At 70.5% G+C, this 26,052-nt stretch carries 31 protein-coding genes; 14 read left to right on the top strand and 17 right to left on the bottom strand.

What is annotated here, in order from left to right; genetic code table 11:
- Window positions 1-5: 5 nt before the first annotated feature.
- Together FMM06_RS14610 and FMM06_RS14605 are read left to right on the top strand one after the other, a co-directional pair.
- Window positions 6-659: a YggS family pyridoxal phosphate-dependent enzyme gene (locus tag FMM06_RS14610; protein ID WP_144335499.1), complete on the top strand. Its 654-nt coding sequence runs from the start codon at window positions 6-8 to the stop codon at window positions 657-659.
- On the top strand, window positions 656-1,306 hold the full coding sequence (locus tag FMM06_RS14605) for an HAD family hydrolase (RefSeq protein ID WP_144335065.1): 651 nt from the start codon (window positions 656-658) through the stop codon (window positions 1,304-1,306). The genes FMM06_RS14610 and FMM06_RS14605 overlap by 4 nt, the downstream gene beginning before the upstream one ends.
- Window positions 1,307-1,322: 16 nt before the next feature.
- On the opposite strand, the gene FMM06_RS14600 is transcribed toward FMM06_RS14605, so the two are convergent.
- From FMM06_RS14600 to secB, 10 genes are all read right to left on the bottom strand, one after another.
- Window positions 1,323-1,763 carry a MucR family transcriptional regulator gene (locus FMM06_RS14600; protein WP_144335064.1) on the bottom strand — a complete coding sequence of 147 codons (441 nt, stop codon included), beginning with the start codon at window positions 1,761-1,763 and terminating at the stop codon, window positions 1,323-1,325.
- Between the two features lie 105 nt (window positions 1,764-1,868).
- Window positions 1,869-2,345: a GNAT family N-acetyltransferase gene (locus FMM06_RS14595; RefSeq protein ID WP_144335063.1), complete on the bottom strand. Its 477-nt coding sequence runs from the start codon at window positions 2,343-2,345 to the stop codon at window positions 1,869-1,871.
- The gene (gene tsaB, locus FMM06_RS14590) at window positions 2,342-2,935 is read right to left on the bottom strand and encodes a tRNA (adenosine(37)-N6)-threonylcarbamoyltransferase complex dimerization subunit type 1 TsaB (RefSeq protein ID WP_235889331.1); all 594 of its coding nucleotides are present in this window, start codon (window positions 2,933-2,935) and stop codon (window positions 2,342-2,344) included. The genes FMM06_RS14595 and tsaB overlap by 4 nt, the downstream gene beginning before the upstream one ends.
- An 11-nt stretch (window positions 2,936-2,946) precedes the next feature.
- Window positions 2,947-3,537, bottom strand: coding sequence for a malonic semialdehyde reductase (locus tag FMM06_RS14585; RefSeq protein ID WP_144335062.1), 591 nt, complete (start codon window positions 3,535-3,537; stop codon window positions 2,947-2,949).
- Entirely contained in the window at window positions 3,537-4,097 is a 561-nt protein-coding gene (locus FMM06_RS14580; RefSeq protein ID WP_144335061.1) for a NifU family protein, read from the bottom strand. Before FMM06_RS14580 ends, FMM06_RS14585 begins: the two co-directional genes overlap by 1 nt.
- 46 nt (window positions 4,098-4,143) lie before the next feature.
- On the bottom strand, window positions 4,144-4,605 hold the full coding sequence (locus FMM06_RS14575; RefSeq protein ID WP_144335060.1) for a universal stress protein: 462 nt from the start codon (window positions 4,603-4,605) through the stop codon (window positions 4,144-4,146).
- Window positions 4,606-4,642: 37 nt separating this feature from the next.
- Window positions 4,643-5,329 (bottom strand): DUF4136 domain-containing protein, encoded by a 687-nt coding sequence (locus FMM06_RS14570; protein ID WP_144335059.1) that lies wholly within the window; start codon window positions 5,327-5,329, stop codon window positions 4,643-4,645.
- Window positions 5,330-5,397: 68 nt separating this feature from the next.
- The gene (trpS, locus tag FMM06_RS14565; RefSeq protein WP_144335058.1) at window positions 5,398-6,405 is read right to left on the bottom strand and encodes a tryptophan--tRNA ligase; all 1,008 of its coding nucleotides are present in this window, start codon (window positions 6,403-6,405) and stop codon (window positions 5,398-5,400) included.
- Window positions 6,406-6,416: 11 nt separating this feature from the next.
- Window positions 6,417-7,979, bottom strand: a complete 1,563-nt coding sequence (gene murJ / locus FMM06_RS14560) for a murein biosynthesis integral membrane protein MurJ (protein ID WP_144335497.1) — start codon at window positions 7,977-7,979, stop codon at window positions 6,417-6,419.
- Between the two features lie 288 nt (window positions 7,980-8,267).
- Window positions 8,268-8,780 (bottom strand): protein-export chaperone SecB, encoded by a 513-nt coding sequence (gene secB, locus FMM06_RS14555; RefSeq protein WP_144335057.1) that lies wholly within the window; start codon window positions 8,778-8,780, stop codon window positions 8,268-8,270.
- Window positions 8,781-8,932: 152 nt separating this feature from the next.
- Here secB and FMM06_RS14550 point away from each other — a divergent pair, with 152 nt between their 5' ends.
- The 3 genes from FMM06_RS14550 to FMM06_RS14540 are packed head-to-tail and all read left to right on the top strand — an operon-like array spanning window position 8,933 to window position 11,324.
- Window positions 8,933-9,604: a Tim44/TimA family putative adaptor protein gene (locus FMM06_RS14550; RefSeq protein WP_144335056.1), complete on the top strand. Its 672-nt coding sequence runs from the start codon at window positions 8,933-8,935 to the stop codon at window positions 9,602-9,604.
- Window positions 9,601-10,803, top strand: a complete 1,203-nt coding sequence (gene mltA / locus FMM06_RS14545; RefSeq protein ID WP_235889330.1) for a murein transglycosylase A — start codon at window positions 9,601-9,603, stop codon at window positions 10,801-10,803. Before FMM06_RS14550 ends, mltA begins: the two co-directional genes overlap by 4 nt.
- Entirely contained in the window at window positions 10,800-11,324 is a 525-nt protein-coding gene (locus tag FMM06_RS14540) for a Smr/MutS family protein (protein WP_144335055.1), read from the top strand. The genes mltA and FMM06_RS14540 overlap by 4 nt, the downstream gene beginning before the upstream one ends.
- On the opposite strand, the gene FMM06_RS14535 is transcribed toward FMM06_RS14540, so the two are convergent.
- On the bottom strand, window positions 11,321-12,124 hold the full coding sequence (locus tag FMM06_RS14535) for a ferritin-like domain-containing protein (RefSeq protein ID WP_144335054.1): 804 nt from the start codon (window positions 12,122-12,124) through the stop codon (window positions 11,321-11,323). The two genes, FMM06_RS14540 and FMM06_RS14535, sit on opposite strands and share 4 nt — an antisense overlap.
- A gap of 72 nt (window positions 12,125-12,196) precedes the next feature.
- Window positions 12,197-12,694, bottom strand: a complete 498-nt coding sequence (locus FMM06_RS14530) for an NUDIX hydrolase (RefSeq protein ID WP_144335053.1) — start codon at window positions 12,692-12,694, stop codon at window positions 12,197-12,199.
- 99 nt (window positions 12,695-12,793) lie between these two features.
- Between FMM06_RS14530 and FMM06_RS14525 the strand changes: the two genes are divergently transcribed.
- From FMM06_RS14525 to FMM06_RS14490, 8 genes are all read left to right on the top strand, one after another.
- Entirely contained in the window at window positions 12,794-13,603 is an 810-nt protein-coding gene (locus FMM06_RS14525) for a GDP-mannose 4,6-dehydratase (RefSeq protein ID WP_144335052.1), read from the top strand.
- A 46-nt stretch (window positions 13,604-13,649) separates the two neighbouring features.
- Complete coding sequence (locus FMM06_RS14520) at window positions 13,650-14,447, top strand: glycosyltransferase family 2 protein (protein WP_144335051.1); 798 nt, start codon at window positions 13,650-13,652, stop codon at window positions 14,445-14,447.
- Between the two features lie 2 nt (window positions 14,448-14,449).
- Entirely contained in the window at window positions 14,450-15,613 is a 1,164-nt protein-coding gene (locus FMM06_RS14515; protein WP_144335050.1) for a glycosyltransferase, read from the top strand.
- A gap of 10 nt (window positions 15,614-15,623) precedes the next feature.
- Window positions 15,624-16,145, top strand: coding sequence for an LbetaH domain-containing protein (locus tag FMM06_RS14510; RefSeq protein ID WP_207790295.1), 522 nt, complete (start codon window positions 15,624-15,626; stop codon window positions 16,143-16,145).
- Entirely contained in the window at window positions 16,142-17,020 is an 879-nt protein-coding gene (locus tag FMM06_RS14505; protein WP_207790294.1) for a glycosyltransferase family 2 protein, read from the top strand. Before FMM06_RS14510 ends, FMM06_RS14505 begins: the two co-directional genes overlap by 4 nt.
- Complete coding sequence (locus FMM06_RS14500; RefSeq protein WP_185965202.1) at window positions 17,017-18,024, top strand: acyltransferase family protein; 1,008 nt, start codon at window positions 17,017-17,019, stop codon at window positions 18,022-18,024. The genes FMM06_RS14505 and FMM06_RS14500 overlap by 4 nt, the downstream gene beginning before the upstream one ends.
- A 64-nt stretch (window positions 18,025-18,088) precedes the next feature.
- A complete protein-coding gene (locus tag FMM06_RS14495; protein WP_144335047.1) occupies window positions 18,089-19,042 on the top strand; it encodes a Wzz/FepE/Etk N-terminal domain-containing protein in 954 nt (317 codons plus the stop codon).
- A 5-nt stretch (window positions 19,043-19,047) separates the two neighbouring features.
- Window positions 19,048-20,595: a lipopolysaccharide biosynthesis protein gene (locus tag FMM06_RS14490; RefSeq protein ID WP_144335046.1), complete on the top strand. Its 1,548-nt coding sequence runs from the start codon at window positions 19,048-19,050 to the stop codon at window positions 20,593-20,595.
- Here the strand turns inward: FMM06_RS14490 and FMM06_RS14485 are convergent.
- Window positions 20,555-21,658 carry a glycosyltransferase family protein gene (locus tag FMM06_RS14485; RefSeq protein WP_185965201.1) on the bottom strand — a complete coding sequence of 368 codons (1,104 nt, stop codon included), beginning with the start codon at window positions 21,656-21,658 and terminating at the stop codon, window positions 20,555-20,557. The genes FMM06_RS14490 and FMM06_RS14485 overlap by 41 nt on opposite strands.
- A gap of 90 nt (window positions 21,659-21,748) precedes the next feature.
- Between FMM06_RS14485 and FMM06_RS14480 the strand changes: the two genes are divergently transcribed.
- Window positions 21,749-22,627 carry a glycosyltransferase family 2 protein gene (locus FMM06_RS14480; protein ID WP_185965200.1) on the top strand — a complete coding sequence of 293 codons (879 nt, stop codon included), beginning with the start codon at window positions 21,749-21,751 and terminating at the stop codon, window positions 22,625-22,627.
- On the opposite strand, the gene FMM06_RS14475 is transcribed toward FMM06_RS14480, so the two are convergent.
- Genes FMM06_RS14475 through FMM06_RS14460 form a run of 4 tightly spaced genes read right to left on the bottom strand, consistent with a single transcriptional unit; the run spans window position 22,624 to window position 26,050 of the window.
- Window positions 22,624-23,379, bottom strand: a complete 756-nt coding sequence (locus tag FMM06_RS14475) for a cephalosporin hydroxylase family protein (protein ID WP_144335043.1) — start codon at window positions 23,377-23,379, stop codon at window positions 22,624-22,626. The two genes, FMM06_RS14480 and FMM06_RS14475, sit on opposite strands and share 4 nt — an antisense overlap.
- Before the next feature lie 60 nt (window positions 23,380-23,439).
- Complete coding sequence (locus FMM06_RS14470; RefSeq protein WP_144335042.1) at window positions 23,440-24,297, bottom strand: NAD-dependent epimerase/dehydratase family protein; 858 nt, start codon at window positions 24,295-24,297, stop codon at window positions 23,440-23,442.
- A complete protein-coding gene (locus FMM06_RS14465) occupies window positions 24,294-24,824 on the bottom strand; it encodes a dTDP-4-dehydrorhamnose 3,5-epimerase family protein (protein WP_144335041.1) in 531 nt (176 codons plus the stop codon). Before FMM06_RS14465 ends, FMM06_RS14470 begins: the two co-directional genes overlap by 4 nt.
- Window positions 24,824-26,050 (bottom strand): class I SAM-dependent methyltransferase, encoded by a 1,227-nt coding sequence (locus FMM06_RS14460; protein ID WP_207790293.1) that lies wholly within the window; start codon window positions 26,048-26,050, stop codon window positions 24,824-24,826. Before FMM06_RS14460 ends, FMM06_RS14465 begins: the two co-directional genes overlap by 1 nt.
- Window positions 26,051-26,052: the final 2 nt, after the last annotated feature.

The following is a 26,052-nucleotide window of genomic DNA, read 5'->3' as shown; positions in this document are numbered from 1 at the left end:
GCGCCATGCCCGACACCACGCCGCTCACCGACATCCGCACGCGCCTCGCCGCCGCCGCGAAACTCGGCGGCCACGCGACGCCGACGCTGATTGCGGTCTCCAAGACGTACGGCCCCGACGCGATCGAGCCGCTGCTCGCGGCCGGCGTCACCGACTTCGGCGAGAACCGGGTACAGGAAGCGCAGGGCAAATGGGCCGGCCTGCGCGCTCGCTGGCCCGACGTGCACCTCCACCTGATCGGCCAGCTGCAGTCGAACAAGGCTGCCGATGCAGTCGCGCTGTTCGACACCATCCACAGCGTCGACCGCCCGTCGCTGATCGCCGCGCTCGCCAAGGCGATGCAGAGCAGCGGCCGGCGGCCCGACTGTTTCGTCCAGGTCGATGTCGGCGACGAGCCGCAGAAGGGCGGCGTAGCGCCTGGCGACCTCGCCGCGCTGCTGGACACTGCGCGCGCCGCAGGGTTGCCCGTCGTCGGGCTGATGGCGGTGCCGCCGGCGGGAATCGAGCCCGCACCCTTTTTCGCGCTGCTGGCGAAGCTGGCGCGCGTCCACGAGCTGACGGGGCTCAGCATGGGCATGTCGGCCGATTTCGAAACCGCGGCACAACTCGGCGCGACGCATGTTCGGGTCGGCAGTGCCCTGTTCGGAAGCCGCGCATGACCCTGCTGATCTTCGATTTCGACGGCGTTGTCGCCGATTCAGAACTCATCGCCAATTCGGAGCTGGCGCGCGCGCTGACCGATATCGGCCTGCCGACGACGACCGACGAGTCGCTGGCGCGCTATATGGGCCGCCGCTGGATCGACTGCGCCGCGGACATCGAGGTGGCGCTCGGGCGACCGCTGCCGCCCGAGTTCAACGATGCGCGACGGGCCGAGGTGCGCGCCCGCCTCGCCGACGAACTGGTCGAGATCGACGGGCTGAGCGCCTTTATCGCGGCGCACGCCGACTGGCCGCGCTGCATCGCCTCGTCGAGCAGTCACGAATGGCTGGCGCTGGCGCTCGACATCATCGGGCTCGCCGACCTGTTCCCGCACCGCTTCAGCGGCGCGAGCGACGTCGCCAACGGCAAGCCGGCCCCCGACCTGTTCCTGCATGCCGCGCGCAGCATGGGCACGGCGCCCGCCGACTGCGTCGTCATCGAGGATTCGGTGGCCGGCGTGACCGGCGGCGTCGCGGCGGGGATGCGGGTGATCGGGCTGGCGGCGGGCAGCCACATTCGCGACGGCCATGCCGAGACGCTGCGCGCCGCGGGTGCGCACGCCGTCGCCGCGAGCTACGACGAAGTCGCCGCCCTGCTCGCGTGACGGCATGTGCCGATACTTAGCTGCCGCGCTTGCCGGCAGCGGGAGCAGCGGCGCCGCGCTTGGTGCCGAGGCCGATCTTCTTCGCCAGCATGCGACGCTGCGCCGCATAGTTGGGGGCGACCATCGGATAGTCGGCGGGCAGGCCCCACTTGGTGCGATAGGCGTCGGGCGTCATCTTATAGTGCGTCATCAGGTGGCGCTTCAGCATCTTCAGCTTCTTGCCGTCTTCGAGGCAGACGATGAAGTCGGGCTTGATCGACGTGCGGATCGAAACCGCCGGCTCCTGCTTGACCTCGGGCACGGGCGCTTCGCCGCCCAGGCGCGCGAGCGTCGAATAGACGTTCTCGATGACATGCGGCAGGTCGGACACCGCGACGGTGTTGTTGGCGACGTGCGACGAAACGATGTCAGCGGTCAGCGAGAGCAATTCGTTGTGGGCGGCGGTGGCTTCAGCCATACTGAAAATCCTTGAACAAGACTTGAGCATCACTGCTCAAGGGCGCGGCTATGCCGTCGAAGTCGGCGAAATGCAAGTCCAGCATTGATGAACGACTTGGACGACTCAATCGTCGAGCGGTCGCCGCATGGTCACGGCGTCGTGACGATTGCCGTCAATACCGCGGTAATAGTCGCGACGGCGCCCGATCTCGACGAACCCTTGTGCCCGATAAAGCTGCGATGCCGCAGCATTGCCGTCGCGCATTTCCAGGAACATCGTCCGGCTGCCGCGCAGTCTGGCGTCGCGTTGCGCGGTCTCCAGTAAGGCACCACCGATGCCGCGCCGCCGGGCGGCAGGTACCACCGCGACAAGCAGCAGTTCGGACTCGTCGACGATGCGGCGGCACAGGCTGAACCCCAGCGGGGCGCCGCGCCCGTCGGCGGCGGTCTCGCGCACCAGTCGCGCCCAGGTGTCGATCTGCGCCAGCGAGCCGCCGAGCTGCACCGCGCTCCACGCCTCGCCGAAGCGCGGATCGAAGGCGTCGGCCATCACCGCCAGCATCGCGTCGATGTCGGCGGCCCCGACCGCGAGCGGGGTCATGCCGCCACCGCGTCGGGCGCACTGATGTAGAGCGGCACCGGCGGCAGCGCGGCCGCCCCGACCAGCAGATGCGCATCGCGCGCATCGGGCCACGCGTCGGCGAGGACCCGCGCTCCGGGCACCCGCGCCGCCCCCGGCCCGGCAAGCGCCACACCGGCTGGCAGCCACGCTGCGACGCCCGCGGCATCGAGCGCCAGCGGCTCGCCCTCGGCGACCAGATCGCGGTCCATAAGCTGCACGTACAATAGTCCGCGCCCGGCCTCCGCGACCACGGCGAGCCGCGTGTCGGGGTGTGCGGCGAACACCGGCGCAGCGATCAGCGTAAGGCTGGCATAGCCCGTCACCGGCACGTCCCACGCCAGGCCCAGTGCGCGCGCCGCCGCGATTCCAATCCGCAGGCCGGTGAAGCTGCCGGGGCCGACGTCGACCAGGATGCGGTCGGGCGTCGCGCCCGCCTCGTCGAGCAGCGCGGCCAGCGCCGGCATCAGCGCCTCCGCATGGCCGCGCCCGATGACGCCGTGCCGCGCTGCGACGACGGTCGCACCGTCCAGCAGCGCCAGCGACTGCGCGGCGAGCGCCGTATCGATCACCAAAGCCAGGGTCACAGGATCTGCGCGGCGTCCTCAAAGCTCAACTTGGGCGGCCGCGGATTGTCGAACGCATGGTCCGCGTAACCCAGCGAACAGATGAAGTTGGTCGCGACCGTCGTGCCGGCCCAGAACGCCGCATCGACCGCGTCCTTGTCGAACCCCGACATTGGCCCGGCGTCGAGGCCGAGAGCGCGCGCCGCGAGGATCAGATAACCGCCCTGCAGCGACGAATTGCGCAGCGCGGTGGCATCGGCGACGACGGGGTCGTGCGCGAACCAGCTGCGCGCGTCGGCATAGGGAAATAGTTCGGGCAACCGGTCGTAGAATGCCATGTCCATGCCGATGACGACCGTGACCGGCGCGGCGCGGACGCGCGGGGCGTTGTTCGCCGACACGCACGCCGCCAGCCGCTCGCGCGCCTCGGGACTGGTGCAGAAGGCGAAGCGCGCGGGCGAGGAATTGGCCGACGTCGGCCCGACCTTGACGAGGTCGTAGAGCGTTTGGATCAGCGCCGCCTCGACCGGCCGGTCGGTCCAGCCATAGGCCGTGTGCGCGTCGCCGAAGAGCGCGGCGGTCGCGGCGGCGTCGAGCGGCGCCGTCATCAGACGGCGCGGACTTCGACGACTTCGGGCACGTAATATTTGAGCAGCGATTCGATGCCCTGCTTCAGCGTCGCCGACGACGACGGGCAGCCGGCGCAGGCGCCCTGCATCTGCAGGTAGACGATGCCCTTCTGGAAACCGCGATAAACGATGTCGCCGCCGTCGTTCGCAACCTGCGGCCTGACGCGCTCGTCAAGCAGTTCGTGAATCTGCGCGACGATGTCGGCGTCCTCGGGGTCGTCGGTGACCGCCATCGTCGCGGCGGTCTCGGCACCGGTGAACAGCGGCGCGCCGCTGCTGAAATGGTCGACCAGCAGGCCGAGCACGTCGACCTTGAGGCTCGACCAGTCGGCCGAGCCCTCGGCCTTGGTCACCGCGACGAAATCGCCGCCGAAGAACACGCGGGTGACGTCGCCCAGTGCGAACAGCGCGGCCGCGAGCGGCGAGGCCTCGGCATCCTCGGGACTGGCGAAGTCGGCGGTGCCGTCCGGCATGACGCTCCGCCCGGGCAGGAACTTGAGCGTCGCCGGGTTCGGCGTGCGTTCGGTCTCGATAAACATCTACTGTCTCCGTCGCCGAGGCATGTGGCCCGCGCGGGACAGCGAATCAAGTCAGGTCGATCAGCCGGTCTTCGTCGAGGCCGCCGGGGACGATCATCACGATGCACGGCAAAGTGCCGGCGCGCTCGCCCGCGAAGAAGGTGACGAGCGGTCCCGGCGCGCCCTTGACCGCTGCGCCGAGCACCAGCGCGCGGATCGAGGTGTCGCCGGCAATCTCGGCAAGCACCGCCTCGCGCGCCTCGCCGCGCCGCACGATCGTGCTGGGGCGGCTGCCCGCCCAGGTCTCGCACTGCACCGCGACCTCGGCGAGCAACGCCTGCGCCGCAGCGTCGGCTTCGGCCTCCATCGCCGCCTGGACGCCGCCGAAGGCCATGAACTCGGTCGGCGACAGGACGTGGAGCAGCGTCAGCTGTGCGCCGACATGCGACGCGCGAAGAGCCGCGTAGCGCAGGGCTACACGGCTCTCCGGGGTGTCGTCGACGACGACGAGATAGGTCGGTGCAGGCACCGGGTCATGCTACGCCCTTCGTGAGGGCGTGCAAGCGTCAGCCCGGCGCGTAGGTCATGACCTTCTGGCGCTGCTCGGGCAGGCGGACGCGGATCGTCTCGCCCGAATTGCCCGGGAAGCCGGTGAACAGCGCGTCGACCAGCGGCGGCACGAGGCGCGTGAGGTCGCCCGAACGGCTGACCGTCTCGGCACGGCCTTCGAAGACGCTCTCCTTGTCGGCGGTGCGGTCGATGCGCAGCGCGACGAAGCTGTTGTACTGCGTGGTGCTGTAGACCTCGGTTGGGCCCCAGAACGGGTCCCAGAAGCCCGGGCCGTAGAAGCCGCCGCCGTAGAAGCCGCCGAAGCGGCCGCGCGCGCCGAAGCCGCCGTAGCCGCCCCAGCCGCCGAACCCGCCGCGATAGCCGCCGAAGCCGCCGTAATAGCCCAGACCCTGGCGCGTCTCGATCTTCTCGCGCGGCGGGCTGACGGCATAGTCGAGTTGCACGATCAGGCTGGCGGCACCGGGCGTCGCCGCGGCCGAATAGCCCTGCGCGGTCAGCCGCTGGCCGACGAGATTGGCGTAGGTTGCGAATTCGAGGCTGCCGGCCTTGGCCTGGTCGCGCGCCTGGATCGCGAAGGTCTGGCCCTGCGGCGCAGGCAGTGCCGAGAAGCGGTTGACGCGCGCCTCGAACGGCGTCGTGCAGGCCGCAGTGGCGAGCAATAATGTGAGAGCGACGATGCGCATGGCGTTATCCTGAAGCAAGACGAAGCGAAGACTTCGCTACCGTATGACGCGTTAACCGCGACTGAACCTCAACAACGTGTCAGAAATCCAATCGTTTCATAAACTTCCGCCAGCACCGGCGCGGCAATGGCGCGCGCCTTTGCAGCACCTTCCGCCAGCACCGAGTCGAGTGCGGCCTCGTCGGCGCGCCGTTCACGATAGGCGGCAGTAATCGGCGCGAGCGTCGCGACGGTCAGATCGGCGAGTGCGGGCTTGAACACGCCGAAGCCCTGGCCGCCGAACTGGCGCAGCACCGCGTCCGGACTCGTCTTGGCGAGGGCGGCGTAAATGCCCACCAGGTTGCGCGCTTCGGGCCGGTCGGCGAGGCCCGCGACCTCGGACGGCAGGGCGTCGGCGTCGCTCTTCGCCTTGCGGATCTTGGCGGCGATCGTCTCGGCGTCGTCGGTCAGGTCGATGCGGCTGTTCGCCGACGGGTCCGACTTCGACATCTTGGCGGTGCCGTCTCGCAGCGACATGATCCGCGTCGCGCCGCCGCCCAGCCCGATCACGGGTTCGGGCAGCGGGAACAGCTCGACGCCATAGTCCGTGTTGAACTTGACCGCGATGTCGCGCGCCAGTTCGAGATGCTGCTTCTGGTCGTCGCCGACCGGCACGTGCGTCGCCTTGTAGACCAGTATGTCGGCGGCCTGGAGCACCGGATAGACGTACAGGCCGACCGACGAGCCCTCGCGATCCTTGCCCGCCTTGTCCTTGAACTGCGTCATGCGGTTGAGCCAGCCGACGCGCGCGACGCAGCCCAGCACCCAGCCGAGCTCGGCGTGCTGCGGCACCGCGCTCTGGTTGAACAGCACCGACCGCGCCGGATCGATTCCCGAGGCGAGCAGCGCCGCAGTCATGTCGCGCGTCGCCGAGCGCAGGCTGGCCGGGTCCTGGAACAGGGTGATGGCGTGCAGGTCGACGACGCAGAACAGGCACTCGTGGCTGTCCTGCATCGCCGCCCAGTTGGCGATCGCGCCGAGATAGTTGCCGAGGTGGAGGTTGCCGGTCGGCTGGATGCCGGAGAGTACGCGGGGCATAGTTCGTCCTGTCAGCGGCGGCGCGTCAGCTGCGACCGCACGTCGGAAAGCGAGACCGCGCGGAACAGCGCGACACCCGCGACATAGGCGACGAAGCCGGTGCCGACCAGCAAGGTCAGCGCACCGACGCGCACCGGCAAGCCGTCGTCGAGTGCATCGGCGGTCAGAAGGTTCATACCGTACAGCACGGCGGCCATCGCAAGGCTCGCCGCGATCAGGCGCGGCACGCTGCGCCGCAGCCGCGCATCGATGGTGAAGTGCCCGTTCCTGCGCAGCACCCACCACAGCGCGATCGCGTTGACCCACGCCGCGAGCGCGGTCGACAACGCGATACCGACGACGCCGAGCCACCAGATCAGGGTCAAATTGCCCGCGAGGTTGACCAGCATCGACGCCACCGCGATCCGCACCGGCGTCCGCGTGTCGGAGCGTGCGTGAAAGCCCGGCGTCAGTACCTTGATCAGCACGTACGCCGGCAGCCCGAGCGAGAAGGCGGCGAGCGCCTGCGCGGTGGCGACCGAGTCGGCCGCGCTGAAACGCCCGTACTGGAGCAGCGCAACGATGATCGGATAGGCGCTGACGACCAGCGCGCATGCCGCTGGCAGGGTCAGCAGCAGGACAAGCTCGATCGCGCGGTTCTGCGTGTGCATCGCCTGCCCGTCGTCCTTGGCGCCCAATTGGCGCGCCAGCGTCGGCAGCAGCGCGGTGCCGATGCCGATACCGACGATGCCGAGCGGCAGCTGGTTCAGCCGGTCGGCGTAGTAGAGGTACGACACCGCGCCCTCGGGCAGGAAGCGCGCCGCGAGCGCGGTCGAGATCAGCAGGTTGAACTGCACCGCGCCCGCACCCAGCGCGGCGGGGCCGATGACGCTGAGCAGGCGCTTGACCTGCGGCGTCAGGCGGGGCGCGCGCAGGCGCAGCTTCACGTCGGCGCGCAGGCACGCCCATAGCAGCCAGACGAACTGCGCGATGCCCGCCACCGTCACCGCCGCCGCCTGGACGCGCGCCGTGCCGATCTCGGTCGTCGAGTGGAACAGCACCAGCCCGCCGATCAGCGACAGGTTGAGCAGGATGGGCGCCGCCGCGTTGACCCAGAAGCGCTGCATCGAATTGAGGATGCCGCCGAGCAGCGAGACCAGCGAGATCAGCAGCAGATAGGGAAAGGTGATGCGCGTCAGCTCGACCGCGAGCTCGAACTTGCCAGGGCTCGCATCGTCGAACCCGCCGGTCAGCGCCCAGACGACCGGGCCCGCGGCGATCACCATGATGCCAGTGAAGACGATCAGCACGGGCAGCAGAACGCTCAGCGCTTCCTCGGCAAAGCGCTTGCCCGCCGACAGGTCGCCGCCGCTCTCGCCGATGGTCCGCGCGAACATCGGCACGAACGCCGCGCTGAACGCCCCCTCGGCAAACAGCGCGCGGAACAGGTTGGGCAGGCGGAAGGCGATCAGGAAGGCGTCGGACGCGAGGCCGGCGCCCGCGTAGCGCGCGAACAGCACGTCGCGGACGAAGCCGAGAACGCGGCTGATCAGCGTCAGCCCGCCGATCGTGCCGGTGGCGCGGACGAGGTTCATGCGCGGCGCGGCCGAGCGCAGGGAGAGGAACGCGTCTTCGCGTTCGTCGAGTAGCGCGCGGACACGCGCAAGCACGGCCGGCGGGTGAGCGGAATTCGTCCGCTCGACCCGACCGACGGCGCGGCTTTGCCGCGACGCTGCGCGTAGGAAGTGGGCGTCGCGGCAAAGCCGCGCCGTCGGTCGGGCTCGGTGCCTTTTGGCACCGCCCCGCCGTCCGGTCTTGCGCGAGTCCGCGCGCTACTCGGCAAGCGCTGCGCGTCTGCCTCCCTGCGCTCGGCCGCGCTGCGACTATGCGTTGCCAACCTGCCCCGCAGCACCGTTCCGCGCCGCATTCTGCTGCGCCATGTACAGCGACCCGAAGTCGATCGGCTCGAGCAGCAGCGGCGGGAAGCCGCCGTCGCGGGTGGCGTCGGCGATGATGCGGCGGGCAAACGGGAACAGGATGCGCGGGGCCTCGACGACCAGGAAGGGCTCGAGCGCCTCCTCGGGGATGTTCCGCAGCGCGAACAGCCCGGCGTAGAGCAGCTCGACGACGAAGGCGACGTTCTCTTCGTTCATCGCGCGGGCGTCGATCTTCAGCTCGACCTCGTAGACGTCCTCGCCGGCGCGGCGAGCGTTGACGTTGACGTTGATCTCGATGCGCGGGGCGCCCTCGGCCTGTAGCGACTGCGGCGCGCCCGGATTCTCGAAGCTCAGGTCCTTGGTAAACTGGGTCAGGATGCCGACCTGCGGCGCCTGGGCGGTGGCCTCGTCGAAGCCGTTGGGGGCGAGTTCGCCGCTGTCGATGTTGTCGTCGGACATGGTGCGCGTCTCTCGGATGACTCGGGGGGATTTCGGGCCGGACGGCTAGCAGGGGGTGCGCGGTGTCGCAAGTCTGGCGCGGGCATGGACCGCCGCGCGTCGAATTGCTATCGTCGGGCGTTCGCGCACCAGTGGTGCACAAGGGTGTTGATATGTCCGACGGCGGATCGTGGATTGAAATCATTTTGCTGGCGATGCTCGCCGGCTTTATCGGCCTGCGGCTGGTCAGCGTGCTGGGCCGCCGCACGGGCAACGAACGCCCGGTCGGCGAGCGTCCGCGCGGGCCACTGGCCGAGCTGGTCCCGCCCGCCGCGCGCAGCGGTGAGACGCGCGCCCGCGGTGCGCTCGAACTGCCCGCCGACACCGATGCGAAGCTCGTCCCCGCGCTCGAGGCGATCGCCGATGCCGACCCAGGCTTCGACCCGTCGCGCTTCGTCGGCGGTGCCAAGGCAGCGTACGGCATGATCCTGGAGAATTTCTGGCAGGGCGACATGGCGGCGCTCAGCGGCCTGATGTCCGACGAGGTGCACGCGCAGTTCGCCGGTGCGGTCACCGCGCGCGACGGCCAGCGGCTCGACAACAAGCTCGTGCGCATCAACCGCGCGCGCATCGTCAATGCCCAGATGATCGGCCAGATGGCCGAGATCACCGTGCAGTTCGACGCCGACATCGTCGCCGTGACGCGCGATGCCGACGGCGCCCTCCTGTCCGGGTCGGAGAGCGACGCGGTGCCGACCAGCGATGTCTGGACGTTCAGCCATCTCGCCGGGTCGACCGATCCGAACTGGCTGCTGATCGCCACCGACGACGCGGCGTTTCCGTGAGGCTTACCCCCTCCCTGCGGGGAGGGAGCGTCGCTGCGCTGCTGATCCTGGCGGCCTGCTCGTCGACGCCGCGCGTCGCGACGTCTCCGTCCGCGCCGCCGCCACCGCCCGCCACTACTGCGGCAGCGACCACGGCCGCCGCGAACCCCGCTCCCGAAACCGCGCGCAGCCTCGGCGCCGTTCGCGTCGCGATGCCCGATTTGGGCGACGCGACCGCGGCGCTGGCGGCGTTCCGGCGCTCGTGCGGCGTATTGGTCAAGCGGACCGATCTCAGCGGACTGACCGAGGCCGGCGACTGGGCGGGACCCTGCGCCGCCGCGGCGACAGCGACCGATGCGAAGGCGTTCTTCGCTACCCTCGTGCCCGTGCAGGTCGGGCCGGGGACGGGCCTCAACACCGGCTATTACGAGCCTGAGCTGGCGGGTTCGCGCACGTCGCTGGCCGGTGGCACGCCGCTCTATCGCCGGCCGCCCGACCTGATCGAGGTCGACTTGGGCGCGTTCGGCAGTGCCCTTACCGGCAAGAAGATCCGCGGCCGCGTCGCGGGCCAAGGCTTCGTCCCCTATTACGACCGCGCCGCGATCGACGCCGGCGCGCTCAACGGGCGCGGGCTCGAACTCGCTTGGGCGGCCGATCCGTACGAGGCGTTCTTCCTCGAAATCCAGGGCTCCGGGCGGCTGCGCCTGCCCGACGGCACGGTGATGCGCGTCGGCTACGACGGGCAGAACGGCCGCGACTACACCGGAATCGGCAAACTGCTCCGCGACCGCGGGCTGCTCGGCCCCGGGCAGGCGACGATGGACGGCATCATCGGCTGGATGAAGCGCAGCCCCGACAAGGGCGTCGCGCTGATGCACGAGAACCGGTCGAAGATCTTCTTCCGCGAGCTGCCGCCCGGCGATCCGGCGCTGGGGCCCCCCGGCGCGATCGGCATAGCATTGACCCCGCAGGTCAGCGTCGCCGCCGATCCGCGCTTCGTGCCGCTCGGCGCGCCGCTGTGGCTGTCGTCGAAGGGCGAGGCGCCGTTCACCCGCGTCATGGTCGCGCAGGATACCGGCGGCGCGATCAAGGGCGCCAACCGGCTCGACGTGTTCTGGGGAGCGGGCGCCGATGCGCGCCGCATCGCCGGCGGCATGTCGGCGACGGGCACGGCGATCCTGCTGCTGCCGCCCGCCAGCGCGGCGCGGCTGGGGCTGTGACGCGGCGGCTCGGGGCGGACGAGACGGCCCTGTGGTCGCACGTCGCCGCGAGCATCCGGCCGCTGAAGGGCAACACCCGCCCGCCGCTCGCGCCTTTGCCGCCGCGTATCGCCGAAAAGCCGCCCAGCCTGCCGCCGCCGCCCAAGCGCGCCAAGGCCGCCGACCGCGTGTCGCCCGCTGCGGCGACCCTCGACGGCGGCTGGGACCGGACGATCATGAAGGGGCGACTGCGCCCCGACATGACGGTCGACCTCCACGGCTATACCCGCGACCGCGCGCACGCGCTGCTCAAGCGGTGCATCGAGGATGCGGCGATTTCGGGCGCGCGCGTGCTGCTGGTCATCACCGGCAAGGGCGCGCGAGAGGATGACGACAGCGACCGGCCCCGCGGCGTGATCCGCGCGGCGTTGCGCGGCTGGCTCGAGCACGGCGACCTGCGTCCGTGGATCGCGGCGCTCCGCCCCGCCCACCCGCGCCACGGCGGCGGCGGCGCGTGGTACGTGATCCTGCGGCGGCGCTAGTTCGCGAAGGCGACGCGCGTCCGCACGACCGCCCAGAGCATGCCCGACACCGCACGGTGCAGCATCCCGCCCGGCGCCAGGCTGACCGCGCGCAGCAGCATCGCGACGCCGCTGTCGATGTGCGTGCGGCGGTACAGGCGCAGCGCGCGCGCCGCATAGGCACGCGTGTGGATGCCGGGTGCGTAAGTGGCGCGCGGGTCGCGCGACAGGACGTTGGCGGCGAACCACGCCCAGCCCAGCTCGTCGTCGCCGGCCTCGGCAAAGCGCGTCGCGGCGACGCGCAGGCGAGTCCTCAGCGGCAGCCGCGCACGGGTGGCAGCAGCGCGCGCGAACAGGCGGTAGTGCGCGAACTCGTCCGCCGCGATGCGCTGGGCGATGCCGCGCAGCACGGGCTCGGTGCTCGCGTCGCGGAGTGCGGTGTAGAAGCTGGAGGTGCCCGTCTCGACGACCTGGCGCGCCAGCAGCTCGCCGCCGAGGCAGCCGCGGATCGACGCGGTCGCCTGGGTGTCGATGTGATAGCCGGCGCGGAAGTCGTTCAGCGCGCGGTCGAAGTCCCAGTCCGGGTCGGCGTGCATCGCCCAGCGACCCAGCGCCGCGCCGTGTCGCGCCTCCTCGATGCCCCAGCGTTCGACCTGCGCCAGGAAGGCCGCGTCGCCCGCGAAAACCCCACGCAGATAGGCGACATAATCGTCGGCATTGGCCTCGACGAGGGCGGCCGCCTTGACCAGAGCCAGCAGGTCGGGATCGACGCGCGCGGCATCGAACGCTCTCCAGTCGATATCGTCGAGTGTCCAGCCCATGGTTTCGTTCGTGCCCTCGCCCCTCCGCGATTGGCCGGTCCCCTAGCGCAAATTACGCGACGGTGACAGCGATCAGACGAGGGCGAGCGCGACCAGCAGCCGCGAATCGATCATCCGCCCCTCGGCGCGGCGCGCGTCGAGCCAGGCGCCGAGATCCTTCACCGGCACGACGTGCACCGCGATGTCCTCGCCGTCGACGCCGCCGCCCGCGCCGTCGCGGGTCAGCCCGTGCGCGCGGAACAGGCGAAATGTCTCCGACGTCATCCCCGGCGAGGTCGCATAGTCACCCAGGTCGTCGAAGCGCGCCGCGACGAAGCCCGTCTCCTCGTGCAGTTCGCGTGCCGCCGATACAGCCGCCGCCTCGCCTTCGGTGTCGTCGCCGATCAGGCCGGCGGGCAGCTCGATGGTTGGCCTGCCCAGCGGCACGCGGAACTGCTCGACCAGCACGATCTCGCGCGCCTCGGTCAGTGCCAGGATCACCGCGGCGCCGATGCCGCGCGTCCGCGCCGCATATTCCCACGTGCCGTCGCGGTGCACTTCCAGATACTTGCCGCGCCATTCGACGGTCATCGGATCATCCTCCTGTTGAGGGCCTGAGCGTTGACGCTTGAGCGCCGTGCCCGTACCCGCGTTGCAGATGCAGCCCCCCTTGCCAAGGCTCAGGACACGATGACGGACGCGCTGATCCTCGGCATCGGCGGGCAGGACGGCGCCTATCTGGCGCGGCTGCTGGTGGCGCGCGGCCAGACCGTCGCGGGCACGACGCGCGGCGGCGGGGTGTCGTGGCGCTTGGCCGAACTGCAGGTCGGCACCGAGGTAGCGGTCCACGCCGACGACGACATCGCCGCGACGATCGCCGCGACGCAGCCCGCCACGATCTATGATCTGCGCGGCCCCGCGCCGAGGGAGGCGGTCGACGTGCAGCCCCTGCTCGACCGGACGCGCGCGCTGCTGGCGGCACAGGGCGGCGCGCGGCTGCTCGTTGCAGGCGCAGGCGAGGACCCGGCGTTCGACCCCGACTTCGCGGCGGCCAAGGCGGCTGTTGCGGCGCTGGTCGCCGAGGCACGTGCCGGCGGCGCCTTCGCGGTGACCGCGCATCTGTCCGAGCATGCGTCGCGCCTGTCGCCGAACACGGTCGCGGCACGGCTGATCGCACAGGTCGTCGCGGAGCGGGCCGAAACCCGCCTCGCCGCGCTGGACCGCGTGCATGACTGGGGCTGGGCGCCCGAATATGTCGACGCGCTGGCGCTGATGCTCGCCGCGCGCACGCCCGCCGACCATGCGATCGCGACGGGTGTGCCGATGACGGAAGCCGAGTTCGCCGCGCACGTCGCCGAGTATCTCGGCCTGGGCGCCGCCGCCCGCGCATCCGCCCCGCCCGCCACGGCGCCGACGGTATCGCGCGTTCCCGGCTGGCGCGCCTTCACGCACGGCCGCGACCTCGTCCGTACGCTCTGCGAAGGGCTTGTCGCGGCATAAGCCCCGCGATGGACGCTTGGCCGAGGCTATGGCATGGCGCGCCGCAATGTCCGGCCCACGCATCAGCATCGTCACGATATCGTTCAACCAGGCACGCTACCTCGGCGAGGCGATCGCCTCGGTGCTCGACCAGGGCTACGATAACCTCGACTATATCGTCGTCGATCCCGGCTCGACCGACGGCAGCCGCGCCATCGTCGAGAGTTTCGGCGACCGGTTGACCGCGGTCTTCGAGCCCGACGCCGGCCCCGCCGACGGCCTCAACCGCGGTTTCGCGCGCGCCACCGGCGAAATCTTCGGCTTCATCAACGCCGACGACCGCCTGCTGCCCGGCGCGCTGGCGAAGGTCGCCGCCCATTTCGCCGATCCCGCGACCGACGTGATCTGCGGCAACGGCGTGATGCTCGACGGCGACGGGCGCGTGACGCGGCCGATCTACACCAGCCGGTTCAGCCTGGCGGCGTTCGCGCATGGCGCGATGACCTTTGTCCAGCAGGCGAACTTCTTTACCGCCAAGGCCTTCGAACGCGCTGGCGGCTTCAATACCGCGAACCGTACCTGCTGGGACGCCGAGCTGCTCGTTGACCTGGCGTTGTCGGGCAGCCGTATCGTCAACGTGCCCGACCAGCTCGGCGCCTTCCGCCTCTATGCCGAGACGATCACCGGCAGCGGGCGACTGGCCGAGGCGACACGGCGCGATCTCGCGCGCATCGCCGAAAAGGCGCTGGGCCGTCCGCCGGCGGCGCACGATGCGGTGTTGCGCCCGCTGCACCGGCTGCTGCGGCAGGTGCAAAACCCGGAGGCGACTTTCGAGGGCGTTCGCGCACGTCTGGTCCGACGCTGACCATGCACGTCGTCCAGACCATCGGCAGTCTCGCCGAGCGCAGCGGCGGGCCGGCGCGCACGGTGACGTCGCTCAGCGAGGCACTGTCGCGCGAGGGGGTCGCGGTCACCCTGGCCGCCGGGACCAGCGCCTCCGACGATGCGCTGATCCTGCCCGACGCGGCGCTCGTCACGACGTGTAAGGTCGCCGGGCGGCGACGCTTCGGCCTGACCGGCTATGATTTTACGCCCGCGGTGCGCGCCGCGCTCGGCGGCCGGCCGGGTGAGCCCGCGCTGCTCCACGACAACGGCATCTGGTCGCCGGCGAACATGGCGGCGTGCGGCGCCGCGCGGCGGCTCGGCCTGCGCTACGTCGTCAGCCCGCACGGCATGCTCGAACCCTGGGCGATGGCGTGGCATCGCAACCGCAAGCGCGTCGCCTGGCTGCTGTACCAGCACCGCCTCCTGGTGCGCAGTGCGGGGCTGCTCGCCACTGCCGAGCAGGAGCGGGTGGCGATCCGCGCGCTGTTCCCCCGCACGCCCATCGCGGTCATCGCCAACGGCGTCGACATGCCGGTGACGCTGGTCGAGGCACCGCCGCGCACCGCGCGCACCCTGCTGTTCATGTCGCGGCTCCACCCCAAGAAGAACCTTGCCGGCCTCGTCGATGCCTGGGCGCGGATCGCCGCCGATCGGGCCTTCGACGACTGGACGCTGCGCATCGCCGGACCCGACGAGGGCGGCCATGCCGCCGTCATCGCGGCGCGGGTCGCACGGCTCGGGCTGGCGGCGCGGGTCGTGCTATCGGGACCGATCGCCGACGCCGACAAGGCAGCGGCTTTCGCGGCCGCCGACCTGTTCGTGCTGCCGTCGTTTTCAGAGAATTTCGGCATCGTCGTCGCTGAGGCGCTGGCGCACGGCGTGCCCGTCGTCGCGACTGTCGGGACGCCATGGTCGGAACTGCCGGTGCGCGGTTGCGGCTGGTGGCCGACGCCCGATACCGACGCGCTGACCGCGACGCTGCGGGAGGCGCTGGCGCTGCCCGCCGCGGCGCGCGCCGACATGGGTGCGCGCGGCCGGGCGTGGGTTGCTGCTGCCTTCGGCTGGCCGGCAATCGCTGCGCAGACGGCGGCATTCTACGAATGGACGCTGCACGGCGGGACCCGCCCGGACTTCGTCGATGCCTAGGCCCGCGCCAGTGATTCTGTCGGCGCGCAACAAGGCCGGGCGCGCCCTGTGGGCCGTCCTCTACGCGCTGCTCTACCGCCCCAGTCCGCGGCCGCTGCATGGCTGGCGGCGCTTCCTGCTGCGCTGTTTCGGTGCCACGATCGGCCCGGGCGCGCATCCCTATCCGCGCGCGCGGATCTGGGCACCATGGCAGCTGACGATGGGACCTGGCAGCGCGCTTGCCGACGATGTCTACTGCTACTGCGTCGCGCGCATTACGCTTGGCGCGTTCGCAACGGTCAGCCAGTACAGCTTCCTGTGCAGCGCCGGCCACGACACCGGTCGGCTCGACGGCGGGCACATGCCGCTGGTCGCGGCGCCGATTACCATCGGCGCGCGTGCCTGGGTGGCGGCCGACGTCTTCGTCGGTCCCGGCGTGACGATCGGCGACGAGGCGGTGGTCGGCGCGCGCTCGACCGTGACCCGCGACGTCGGCGCGGGCGAGATCGTCGCGGGATCGCCGCCGCGTTTCATCCGGATGCGCGGCCTGTGAGCCCCGGCCTGACCGTCGTCATCCTGACGTTCAACGAAGCGCGGCACATCGCCCGCGCCATCGCCAGCGTGCAGGGCCTCGCGACACGCATCGTCGTCGTCGATAGCGACTCGACCGACGATACCGTGGCGATCGCTGCCGCCAACGGTGCCGAGGTGCTGGTCAATCCCTGGATCAATTACGCGACGCAGTTCAACTGGGCGCTCGACAACGCCGGCATCGACACTGACTGGACCCTGCGCCTCGACGCCGACGAGATCATCGAGCCCGGACTTGCCGCGGCATTGCGCACCTTCCTCGGCGCGCCCGGCGACGCGGCTGGCGCGACCGTCGACCGGCGCATCGATTTCCTCGGTCGCGCGATTCGCTGGGGCGGCGTCTATCCGGTGCGCCAGCTGCGCCTCTGGCGCTCGGGGCGCGGTCGCTGCGAGAGCCGCTGGATGGACGAGCATATCACCGTCGATGGTCCGATCGCGCATCTCAGCGGCGGCGACCTTGCCGACGTCAACCTCAACAACCTTGGCTGGTGGACCGCCAAGCACAACGGCTATGCGACGCGCGAGGCGATCGACGAACTGCTGCGGGCGCCGGTCGATGCCGAAGTCGGCGGCCAAGCGGGCGTGAAGCGCTGGATCAAGCACAAGGTTTACCACCGCCTGCCGCTCGGCAGCCGCGCGCTCGCCTATTTCATCTATCGCTATGTCCTTCGCCTCGGCTTCCTTGATGGCTGGCCGGGGCTGGTTTTCCACGCGCTGCAGGGCGGCTGGTACCGCTTCCTGGTTGACGCCAAGATCGCCGAGATCCGTGGGTTAATGCGGGCGCGCGGCGCGTCGCTCGCGCAGGTCGTCGCCGACGAATACGGACACCGGATTTGACGCCGCCAAGGCCGCGCCAGTTCGCGACGATCGAGGCGGGGCGCGGCCTCGCGGCGCTGGCGGTCGTGCTGTTCCACGCCTCGTTGCTGTTCGCGTCGCCCAAATACTGGCAGGTGTCGCCCTTCGGGTCCGCCTTCGCCTGGGGCGATGCCGGAGTCTTCTTCTTCTTCGCGCTCAGCGGCTTCATCATCGCCGAGGTGCATGCCCGCGATGTCGGCGTGCCGGCGAGCTTGGGACGCTACGTCAAGCGGCGGCTGGTCCGCATCTATCCGGTCTACTGGATCGTGCTGGCCGGCATCGTGCTGCTCGGGCTGGCGGGTGTCGGCGCGCGCGTCACGCCGGACGTGCTGGCATCGTCGATCGCGCTGGTCGGGCCCGACAACCGGGCGACCGCAGTCGCAGTGGCGTGGACGCTGTATCACGAGATCGTCTTCTACGCGGTGTTCGCGGCTTGGGTCGTCAATGTCCGGTTGGGGCAGGCGGTCACGCTGGCGTGGCTCGCGCTGATTGTCGTCGCCGCTTTCTGGCCGCTCCCGACCGCTGCCTATCTGAGTGCATCGGTCAATCTGGTGTTTGGCTTCGGCGTCGCGGCGTGGTGGGCGTCGCGCCGCGTCCTGTCGGCGTGGGTCGGGCCGGCGGCTATGCTCGTCTTCGCCGGTATCGCCGTCGATACCTCCACCGCGCGTGTCATTCCCGAGGTGTGGCGCGAACTCGCCGCGGGTGCTGCGGCGGCAGTCGCCGTCGCCGGGCTGGTGTCGCTCGAACGGCGCCGCCCGGTCGTGGTGCCGCGCCTGTTGATGGCGCTCGGCGCGGCGTCCTATTCGATCTATCTGACGCATTATCCGCTGCTGTCACTGTTCGGGAAGCTGGCGGTGGCGACCGGGCTGATCGGGCGCGTCCCGCCGGGCATCGCTTTCGTCGTCGTCATCGCCGCGACGCTGGTCACCGGCTACGTCTTCCATCGCCTCGTCGAGCGCCCCCTGCTGGCGCGCTTTCGCGGCTGAACGTGGACGCGTGCGTCAGGGTATGCGATGCGGCGGGCGATCATGGGGGCCAACAGGCGACTGAATGACCGACGCGACTTACGATAGCTCCGCCGATGGCGACCAGGGCGCGAACTGGCTGGGCGCCGTGTGGGACAAGGTGCGCCGCCGCTGGTGGCTTGTGCTGGCCTTCACCCTCGTCGGCTTCATCGCGGCGATCGTCTACCTGCGCACCGCGCAGTATACCTACACCGTCGAGCTGCGCGTCAGTCCGGCCGAGTCGCTGTCGGGGCGCGGCCAGTCGGGCGGCGGGCTCAGCAGCCTGGCGCAGCTCGCCGGGCTGGGCGCGGATTCGGCACCGCCATCGGCGTTCCGCCTGTATCTCGAAGGGCTCAAGTCGCGTGAGGTCGCCGAGCGTCTGGCCCGCGACCCGGTGCTGATGCGCACCCTGTTCGCCTCGGAATGGAATACGGCGCGCCGCAGCTGGGAAAGGCCCCCGGGCGGTGCGAAGGACGCCGTCTGGTCGCTGCTCGGCCTGCCGCTGCCGGCATGGCAGCGGCCCGACGCGGCTCGGCTGCAGCTGTTCGTCGCGAGCGAGGTCGCTGTCCTGCAGAGCACCAAGAGCCCGCTGGTGGTTCTCGCCCTCGACACGCCCGATCCTAAGTTCGGCATGCGCTTCCTGTCGCGCCTCGATGCTGTGACCGACGCCCATCTGCGAGAGAAGCAGCAGGAGCGGTCGCGCAGCAATATTGCCTATCTGTCCGACAAGCTGCGCGGCGTGACCTTTGCCGAGCAGCGCGCCGCACTGTTCGCCGCGCTGAACGACGAGGAGCGCGCCGCCATGCTGGCGAACAGCCGTGCGCCCTTCGCTGCCGAAGCCTTCGGCGTGCCGACGGCGTCGCTGAACCCGACGAAACCGCGGCAGCTTCCGCTGCTCGTCGGCGGCCCGCTGATCGGGCTGGTCCTGGGCGTGGTGCTTGCGGTGCTGCTCGGCACGCGGCGCCGCCGCGAGATGGTCTCCGCCGACCTCAACGCCTGACATCGGTGTCGACGCGCCGCAACATCGTCGCGAACTATATCGGGCAGGGCGTCGCGGCGGTCGTCTCGCTGGCCGTGGTACCCATCTACATCCGCTATCTGGGGATCGAGGCTTACGGCCTCGTCGGCCTGTTCGCGACGCTGCAGGTCTGGATGACGCTGCTCGACCTCGGCATGACGCCGACGCTCGGGCGGGAAATGGCGCGCTATACCGCCGGCCGTGCGTCGATCCAGTTCATCCGCGACCTGCTGCGCAGCCTCGAGATCCTCGTCTTCGGCCTTGCCGCCATCATCGCGGTCGCGCTGTACCTGGCGTCGGACTGGATCGCGCGCGACTGGCTCGACCCCGGCGCACTGGGGGTCGGCGAAGTGGCGCGGGCGCTGGCCCTTGTCGGCGTCGTCATCGCCCTGCGTTTTTGCGAGGGCATCTACCGCAGCGCCATCATCGGCCTGCAGCAGCAGGTCTGGCTCAACGTCGCGGGCGTCACGCTTGCCCTGCTGCGCAGCGGTGGCGCGGTGGCGTTGCTGACGCAGCTGCCGACGATCGATGCCTTCTTCATCTGGCAGGGCGTCATCTCGCTCGTCACCCTGCTCGCCTACGCCGCCAAGCTGCATTTCGGGCTGCCGCGCGCGGCGCGGCGGCCGCGCTTCTCGCTCGACGCGCTGCGCACGGTGCGCGGTTTCGCCGGCGGCATCTTCGCAACGACGATCCTGGCGGTGCTGCTGACCCAGGTCGACAAGCTGCTGCTGTCGCGGCTGCTAAGCCTGGCCGATTTCGGCTACTACATGATCGCCTCGACCGTCACGGGCGGCATCCTGATCATCATCGGACCAGTCCTGCAGGCGGTCTACCCGGCGCTCGTCCGGCTCGTCGCGGGTGGTGACGACGCCCGGCTGGCGAGCAATTACCACACCGCGTCGCAGGTCATGACGGTGCTGCTCGGGCCCGCCGCGCTGACGCTGATCTTTTTTGCCGATGGTGTCATTCTCGCCTGGTCGGGCGATGCCAAGCTCGTCGTCCATACCGCGCCGATCCTTGCGGCGCTCGCCGTCGGTACCTTCCTCAACGCGCTGATGCAGGTGCCGCACCATCTTCAGCTCGCCGCCGGCTGGACCAGCCTGGCGCTGTACACGAACGTCGTCGCGGTGGTGCTTCTGGTCCCGGCGCTGCTCTGGGGAGTACCGCGCTACGGGCCGGTCGCGGCGGCGGTGATCTGGGCAGTGCTCAACGCCGGCTATGTCGTGACGACAATCCCGATCATGCATCGCCGCCTGCTGCGGGGCGAGCAGGCGCGCTGGTACCTCGCCGACGTCGCGCTGCCGCTCGCTGCCGCCGCGCTGGTATTCGGGGCGGGGAGCTGGCTCGCTGACCAGCTGGTGCTCGACCGGCTGGCGTGGCTCGTCTTTCTGCCCGTCGTCGCAGGCCTCGCGCTGGTTGCTGCGGTCCTGGCGGCGAGTGCGTTGCGCCAACGCCTGTTCGCAGCCTTTGCCGAGGTCGCGCGGCGGCGACGCCTCAGTCCGTCACGCCTGCCGCCTGGCGCAGCGCCGAAATGAACGCCGCGTCCGCCGCCGCGTTGTCGGGCGGCGGCACGGTGGCGGGCAGGCCGGCGATCAGCGCGGGCAGCTCGCTCGCCTCGGCATAGACCTGTATCCCCGTCAGCGGCCCATGGCCGTGCGCCGCCCAGGCGTTGGCCAGCACCGGCAGCCCTGCGATCAGCGCCTCCGGAATGCGGGTCAGCGCGCCCGACATCGGCGTCTGGTGCACCCAAAGCGCGTGTGCCGACGCCATCAGGGCGGCCAGCTCGGGCCACGACTGGCCCCCCAAAATCGTGGCGCCGCCGCCGGTTTCGCCGCGCAGCACCTCGGTCCCGAAGCCCGCGACGATGACGGGCAGGTCGAGAGCCTGCGCCAGCGCGATCTGCTCGATCATGCCCGCCCGCGTCGGCGGATTATGCACCGTGCCGACGATCAGCAGCGGCGCCCCGGGCGCCGGCATGCGCGCGGCGCGGACCTCCAGCAGCTCCGCCCGCCGCGCTGGCGGGGGCGTGTAGGGCAGCTGGACGGCGGCGATGCCGAACAACGCAAGCAGGTCGCGGTCGAAGACGCCGATCGTCCACACCGCGTCCGCGCGCGCCATCCACGCGACTTCGGTCGTCAGCACCTCGGCAGTGGCGCGCGGTTCGACGGCGATCGGCCAGGTCTTGGGGATCAGCGCCTCGATATTGTGCGGCAGCACCACGGTCCGGAAGCCGCGCCGCGCCGCGAGCCGCATCAGCGCCGGGCCGTAGCGTGGATCGGCATCGTAGATCAGCAGGTCGCCCCGGCGCAGCCCGGCGGGCGCTAGCGCGCGCTCCAGCCAGGCTCCGAACACGGCTTCGAGCGGTGCGGTCGGGCTGGCCAGCGCCGCGAGACTGCCGCGCAGCGCCATCGCCGCCTTGCGCCGGGGTGGCAGGCTGCGCGGATAGGGTGCCGCGACATGCAGGGCGTCGGGCAGCGCGTGCGTGACCAGCGCGGCGATCTGCTCGCTGCGCAGCGCACCGCCATGCCGCTGCTCGCCCCACGGCGTCATGCGCAGCAGCGCGGCGCGGCGTGCGGGAGCAACAGGCTGTGGATTCATCGCTGGCAGTGTCCCGACAGGGGCCCCGATTGCGGCGGCCTCGCGCTGGCTTTAGGGAGCTGGCATCCGACCGTCGACCCCGAAGGCCTCATGACCTCAAACGCGCCGCTGCTGACGATCGGACTGCCGGTGTACAATGGCGGTACCACGCTGCGCGCCGCGCTGACCGCGCTCACCACCCAGACGCGCGGCGATTTCCGGCTGGTCATCGGCGACAATGCCTCGACCGACGACACGCCGCTGATCGCCCGGGAGTTTGCCGACCGCGACCCGCGCATCACCATCGTGCGGCGACCGGCGCTGGTGTCGGCGATCGACAATTTCCGGCTGCTGATCGAGACGGCCGACACGCCCTTCTTCATGTTTGCCCCCGCCGACGACTGGTGGGCGCCGCGGTTCGTGGAGACCGTCCTCGCTGCCTTGATCGCGGCACCGTCGGCGAGCCTCGCCTGCTCACGCATCGCCATGATCGCGGCGGACGGCACCCAGACCGTGTCGAACGGCACGAACACGTTGGACGGCGATGCTGAGACCCGCCTGCGCCAGTATCTGCGTCGCCCGGGGGACGGCTCGCGCTTCTACGGCATCCACCGCACCGCGCTGTTCCAGCAGGGGTTCGCCGCGCTGACGCCGATGCCCGCCTTCGACTGGCTGACGCTGATCCCCGGCCTGATGGCAGGAACGCATATCGAGGTACCCGAGGTGTTGATGCACCGCGACGCGACGCCGATCGAGCGCTACCGCGACTGGGTTCTCAGGCTTGAGCCCAACCCGATCGGGCGTGTCCTGCCCAACCTGCGCCTGGCGCGGGCGATGATGAAAATGCTGCCACCGCCGCTGCGCCGCCGCCTGTTCCGCGACATCATGCTGATGTGCGCGGCGTCGATGCCGAACTCGCCCTATCCGGCGGCCCGCTCGGCCTACGCCAATCTGCTCAATGCCCGCCGTCTGCTCAGCCGCCGCGCCTAGCCCTTGCGGCGCAGCCAGCCGACCGGGTGGTGCGAGCACTCGGGGGTGTCGAGCGTCTCGTCGAACGGGCGCGGCGGGTGCGACAGCTCGAAATCGTCGCGGCCGGCGAGGAACGCCTCGACGGCGGTGATCGGATTGTCGGTCGCCCATTCGGCGGGGGCGCGGGGGGAGCCCGCAACCAGCTTCATCACCCCGTCCTGCGACAGGATATACGATCCCGGCGTGACGAGGTCGGCATAAGCGGCGAGTTCGTCGGCGACGTGGTCGCGGCTGTGGTTCGAATCGAGGATCAGCATCACCGTATCGTTCGGGCCGATGTGCTGCCTGACCGCCGCGACGGTCTCGGGCGCGGTCGAGCTGCCCTCGATCATCGTGATGCGCTTGACCATCGGGTGCGCCTCGATCGCCGCGCGGTTGTGCGCGCGGATGTCGATGTCGAGGCCGATGACGCGGCCCTTGCCGATCATCTCCATCAGGCTGGCATAGAAGATCAGCGAACCGCCGTGCGCGATGCCGGTCTCGACGATGACGTCGGGCTGGACCTGCCAGATCGCCTCCTGGATGCGCAGCATGTCGTCGGGCAGCTGGATGATCGGGCGGCCGAGCCAGGAGAAGCCATAGCTGTATTTGCGGACCCAGCCGGTCTTGACCCACAGGTCGGCGACGACGTCGAAGGCTTCCTTGGAAAACAGGTCGTGCGCGGCACCATCGACGGTCAGGCTGTGAGCGTCGGTATCGATTTCGATTTTCATGGTGCGAGGCGTTAGGCGAAGCGCCGCGTGTCGGCAACCGCTGGTCGCCGGATCGGCCTACTATCGCGCCAGCCGCCGGGCGACGGTGTCGGCGAGCCCGTCGGCCAACGGCCAACGTGGCACGAAGCCGGTGGCATGCAGCCGGGCGGTCGCGGCTGCCATGTATTGCGGCTCGCTCGCCTGACGCGCCCGCGCCCCCCAGTCGAGCAGGCTCGCGTCGCCGGCATGGGCAGCTGCCGTCAGGATAACCTCGCGTACCGGGGTCGTGGTGCCGCTGGCGATATTGACTGCGCCTGTAACGTCGCCCGCCAGCAGCGTGGCGAAGGCTGCGCCGACATCCTCGACATGCATGAAGTCGCGCGACTGGGTGCCGTCGCTGACCGCGACGCGACGTCCCTGAGCGATGCCGTCGATCACGTCGGGCAGCAGCCGCCCCGCTGCCTCGTCGGGGCCGTAGGGGAAGAACACCCGGCCCCAGGCGAACGACAGGTCGAGACCGGGCGCAGCCTTGTCGAGCAGCTCGAACAGGTTCGCCTTGGCAGTGCCGTACAGCGTCGCGGGACGCAGCGGCGTGCGCGTCTCGTCGAGCGTCGCATGGCCCCAGTCGTATTCGGCGCAGCTGCCCGCGACGACGGCGCGCGTGCCGCCCGACACCGCAAAGGCCCGCACGAGGCGCAGCGATGCGGCGACCCAGTCGAGGTTCGACGGCGCGGTCCAGAATTTCCCCGGTGTCGCGTCCCACGCCAGGTGGAGCAGATGCGAGGCGGGATGTGCCGCGAACCAGGCAGCGGGGTCGCCGTTCAGCAAGTCGAGTTCGGCGCGGCCCGGCGCGTCGACCTCGAACCCCAGCGCGCGCAGGGGGCCGAGCGTCTCGCGCCCGATGAAGCCGCCGCCGCCGGTGACGAGAACGCGCTTCACGGTGCGAAGTCGGGATAGGCGGCGTCGCGGTCGGAGATCAGGCGCGGCGCTGCGGGCCAGGCGATGCCGAAGGCGGGATCGTCCCAGCGCACGCCCGCTCCCACACCCGCAACAAAGGCCGAGCCCATGTGGTACAGCACGTCGCTGTCGTCCTCGAGCGTCAGGAAGCCGTGCGCGCAGCCCTCGGGGATGAATAACGACTGCGAGCCCCGCGCGTCGAGCTCGACCGCGGCATGCTCGAGGTAGGTCGGCGACCCCCGCCGCAGGTCGATCGCGACGTCGAGAATCCGGCCGCGCACGCACTGCACCAGCTTGGCCTCGGCATGCGGCGCGGGGTGGTAATGCATGCCGCGCAGCGTGCCGGCGTGGGGGTTACGCGACAGGTTGAGCTGCATGGCGCGGAAGTCCAGGCCTGCGTCCGCGAACTCCGCGTCGCAGAAGGTCCGTTCGAAGCTGCCGCGCGCGTCGGCATGGACCTCGCGTTCGACGACGAAGACGCCTTCGACGGCGGTCGCGACGAAGCGCATCAGTCGACCGCGAGCGCCGGGATCGCCGTCACGAAGCGCCCGCCCCAATCGCGTATCGCTGCCAGCTGCCCGGTCACCTCGCGACGCAGGTTCCACGGCAGGATCAGCACATAGTCGGGCCGGCGCTCGAAGATCGCCTCCGGCGCGACGATCGGGATATGGCTGCCGGGTGCGAGCCGGCCCTGCTTGGCCGGGCTGCGGTCGGCGATGAAGTCGAGCGTCGTCGCATCCGCGCCGCAATAATTGAGCAGCGTGTTGCCCTTCGCCGCGGCCCCGTAGCCCGCGACGCTGCGCCCTTCGGCGCGTGCCGTCTCCAAGAAGGCCAGCAGCCCGGCGCGAACGGCGCGGCAGCGTTCGTCGAAACCCGCATAGCCTTCGGGACGGTCGAGCTGCGCCGCGACTTCCGCCGCACGGACACGCGCGACGCCGGGGCCTTCGGCATGGGTGGCGCCGGCGCGGCAGGCGAAGACGCGCAGCGATCCGCCGTGGGTGGCATGCTCCTCGACCTCGAAGACGCGCAAGTCCGCGCGTGCGAACACCGTCTCGACCGCAAGCAGCGACAGGTAGGTGAAGTGCTCGTGGTAGATGGTGTCGAACTGCACGCCCTCGATGGTGCGCAGCAGGTGCGGGAACTCGACCGTGAAAACGCCTTCGGGCTTGAGCAGCATCGCGACCCCGGCGACGAAGTCGTTGATGTCGGGGACGTGCGCCAGCACGTTCTTGGCGGCGATCAGGTCGGCGGCGTGGCCCTCGCCGACCAGGCGCTCGGCGGTGGCGCGGCCGAAGAAGGAAATGTCGGTCGGAATGCCCTTGGCGATCGCGGCACGCGCGGTGTTGGCGCTGGGCTCGACGCCCAGCACGGGGATACCGGCGGCGGCAAAATACTGCAGCAGATAGCCGTCGTTGCTAGCGATCTCGACGACGCGGCTGTCGGGACCGAGCCGCAGGCGCTCGGTCATCGCCTCGCTATAGGCCCGGCAATGCGCCAGCCAGCTGTCGGAGAAGGAGCTGAAATAGGCATAGTCGTCATTGAAGATCTCGTCGGGCGGCACCACCGATTCGACCTGCACCAGCAGGCACACGTCGCAGACACGCGCGTGCAACGGATAGGTCTTCTCCGGCCCGGCGTCGGCCCCGGGAACGATGTTCGAATTGGCGAGCGGCTGGACCCCGAGGTCGACCCAGGTGCGCGTCAGCGGCGCACCGCAACCGAGGCAGGCAGGCATTG

It is taken from the genome of Glacieibacterium frigidum (genome assembly GCF_007097155.1).
Classification (GTDB): domain Bacteria; phylum Pseudomonadota; class Alphaproteobacteria; order Sphingomonadales; family Sphingomonadaceae; genus Glacieibacterium; species Glacieibacterium frigidum.
The sequence above is the reverse complement of the archived record's forward strand: the minus strand, read 5'-3'. Positions and strand labels throughout refer to the sequence as shown.

Excerpts from the sequence above, each read along its gene's own strand:
- FMM06_RS14535 (WP_144335054.1), bottom strand. The coding sequence starts at position 12,124 with ATGGGCTGGACACTCGACGATATCGACTGGAGAGCGTTCGATGCCGCG.
- FMM06_RS14465 (WP_144335041.1), bottom strand. The coding sequence starts at position 24,824 with ATGCGCTTCGTCGCGACCGCCGTCGAAGGCGTCTTCGTCGTCGAACGC.
- secB (WP_144335057.1), bottom strand. The coding sequence starts at position 8,780 with ATGTCCGACGACAACATCGACAGCGGCGAACTCGCCCCCAACGGCTTC.
- FMM06_RS14570 (WP_144335059.1), bottom strand. The coding sequence starts at position 5,329 with ATGCGCATCGTCGCTCTCACATTATTGCTCGCCACTGCGGCCTGCACG.
- FMM06_RS14520 (WP_144335051.1), top strand. The coding sequence starts at position 13,650 with ATGTCCGGCCCACGCATCAGCATCGTCACGATATCGTTCAACCAGGCA.
- murJ (WP_144335497.1), bottom strand. The coding sequence starts at position 7,979 with ATGAACCTCGTCCGCGCCACCGGCACGATCGGCGGGCTGACGCTGATC.
- FMM06_RS14595 (WP_144335063.1), bottom strand. The coding sequence starts at position 2,345 with ATGACCCCGCTCGCGGTCGGGGCCGCCGACATCGACGCGATGCTGGCG.
- FMM06_RS14495 (WP_144335047.1), top strand. The coding sequence starts at position 18,089 with ATGACCGACGCGACTTACGATAGCTCCGCCGATGGCGACCAGGGCGCG.
- FMM06_RS14525 (WP_144335052.1), top strand. The coding sequence starts at position 12,794 with ATGACGGACGCGCTGATCCTCGGCATCGGCGGGCAGGACGGCGCCTAT.
- FMM06_RS14600 (WP_144335064.1), bottom strand. The coding sequence starts at position 1,763 with ATGGCTGAAGCCACCGCCGCCCACAACGAATTGCTCTCGCTGACCGCT.
- FMM06_RS14580 (WP_144335061.1), bottom strand. The coding sequence starts at position 4,097 with ATGTTTATCGAGACCGAACGCACGCCGAACCCGGCGACGCTCAAGTTC.
- FMM06_RS14550 (WP_144335056.1), top strand. The coding sequence starts at position 8,933 with ATGTCCGACGGCGGATCGTGGATTGAAATCATTTTGCTGGCGATGCTC.
- FMM06_RS14585 (WP_144335062.1), bottom strand. The coding sequence starts at position 3,537 with ATGACGGCGCCGCTCGACGCCGCCGCGACCGCCGCGCTCTTCGGCGAC.
- FMM06_RS14475 (WP_144335043.1), bottom strand. The coding sequence starts at position 23,379 with ATGAAAATCGAAATCGATACCGACGCTCACAGCCTGACCGTCGATGGT.
- FMM06_RS14610 (WP_144335499.1), top strand. The coding sequence starts at position 6 with ATGCCCGACACCACGCCGCTCACCGACATCCGCACGCGCCTCGCCGCC.
- FMM06_RS14485 (WP_185965201.1), bottom strand. The coding sequence starts at position 21,658 with ATGAATCCACAGCCTGTTGCTCCCGCACGCCGCGCCGCGCTGCTGCGC.
- FMM06_RS14460 (WP_207790293.1), bottom strand. The coding sequence starts at position 26,050 with ATGCCTGCCTGCCTCGGTTGCGGTGCGCCGCTGACGCGCACCTGGGTC.
- FMM06_RS14530 (WP_144335053.1), bottom strand. The coding sequence starts at position 12,694 with ATGACCGTCGAATGGCGCGGCAAGTATCTGGAAGTGCACCGCGACGGC.
- FMM06_RS14515 (WP_144335050.1), top strand. The coding sequence starts at position 14,450 with ATGCACGTCGTCCAGACCATCGGCAGTCTCGCCGAGCGCAGCGGCGGG.
- trpS (WP_144335058.1), bottom strand. The coding sequence starts at position 6,405 with ATGCCCCGCGTACTCTCCGGCATCCAGCCGACCGGCAACCTCCACCTC.
- FMM06_RS14605 (WP_144335065.1), top strand. The coding sequence starts at position 656 with ATGACCCTGCTGATCTTCGATTTCGACGGCGTTGTCGCCGATTCAGAA.
- FMM06_RS14480 (WP_185965200.1), top strand. The coding sequence starts at position 21,749 with ATGACCTCAAACGCGCCGCTGCTGACGATCGGACTGCCGGTGTACAAT.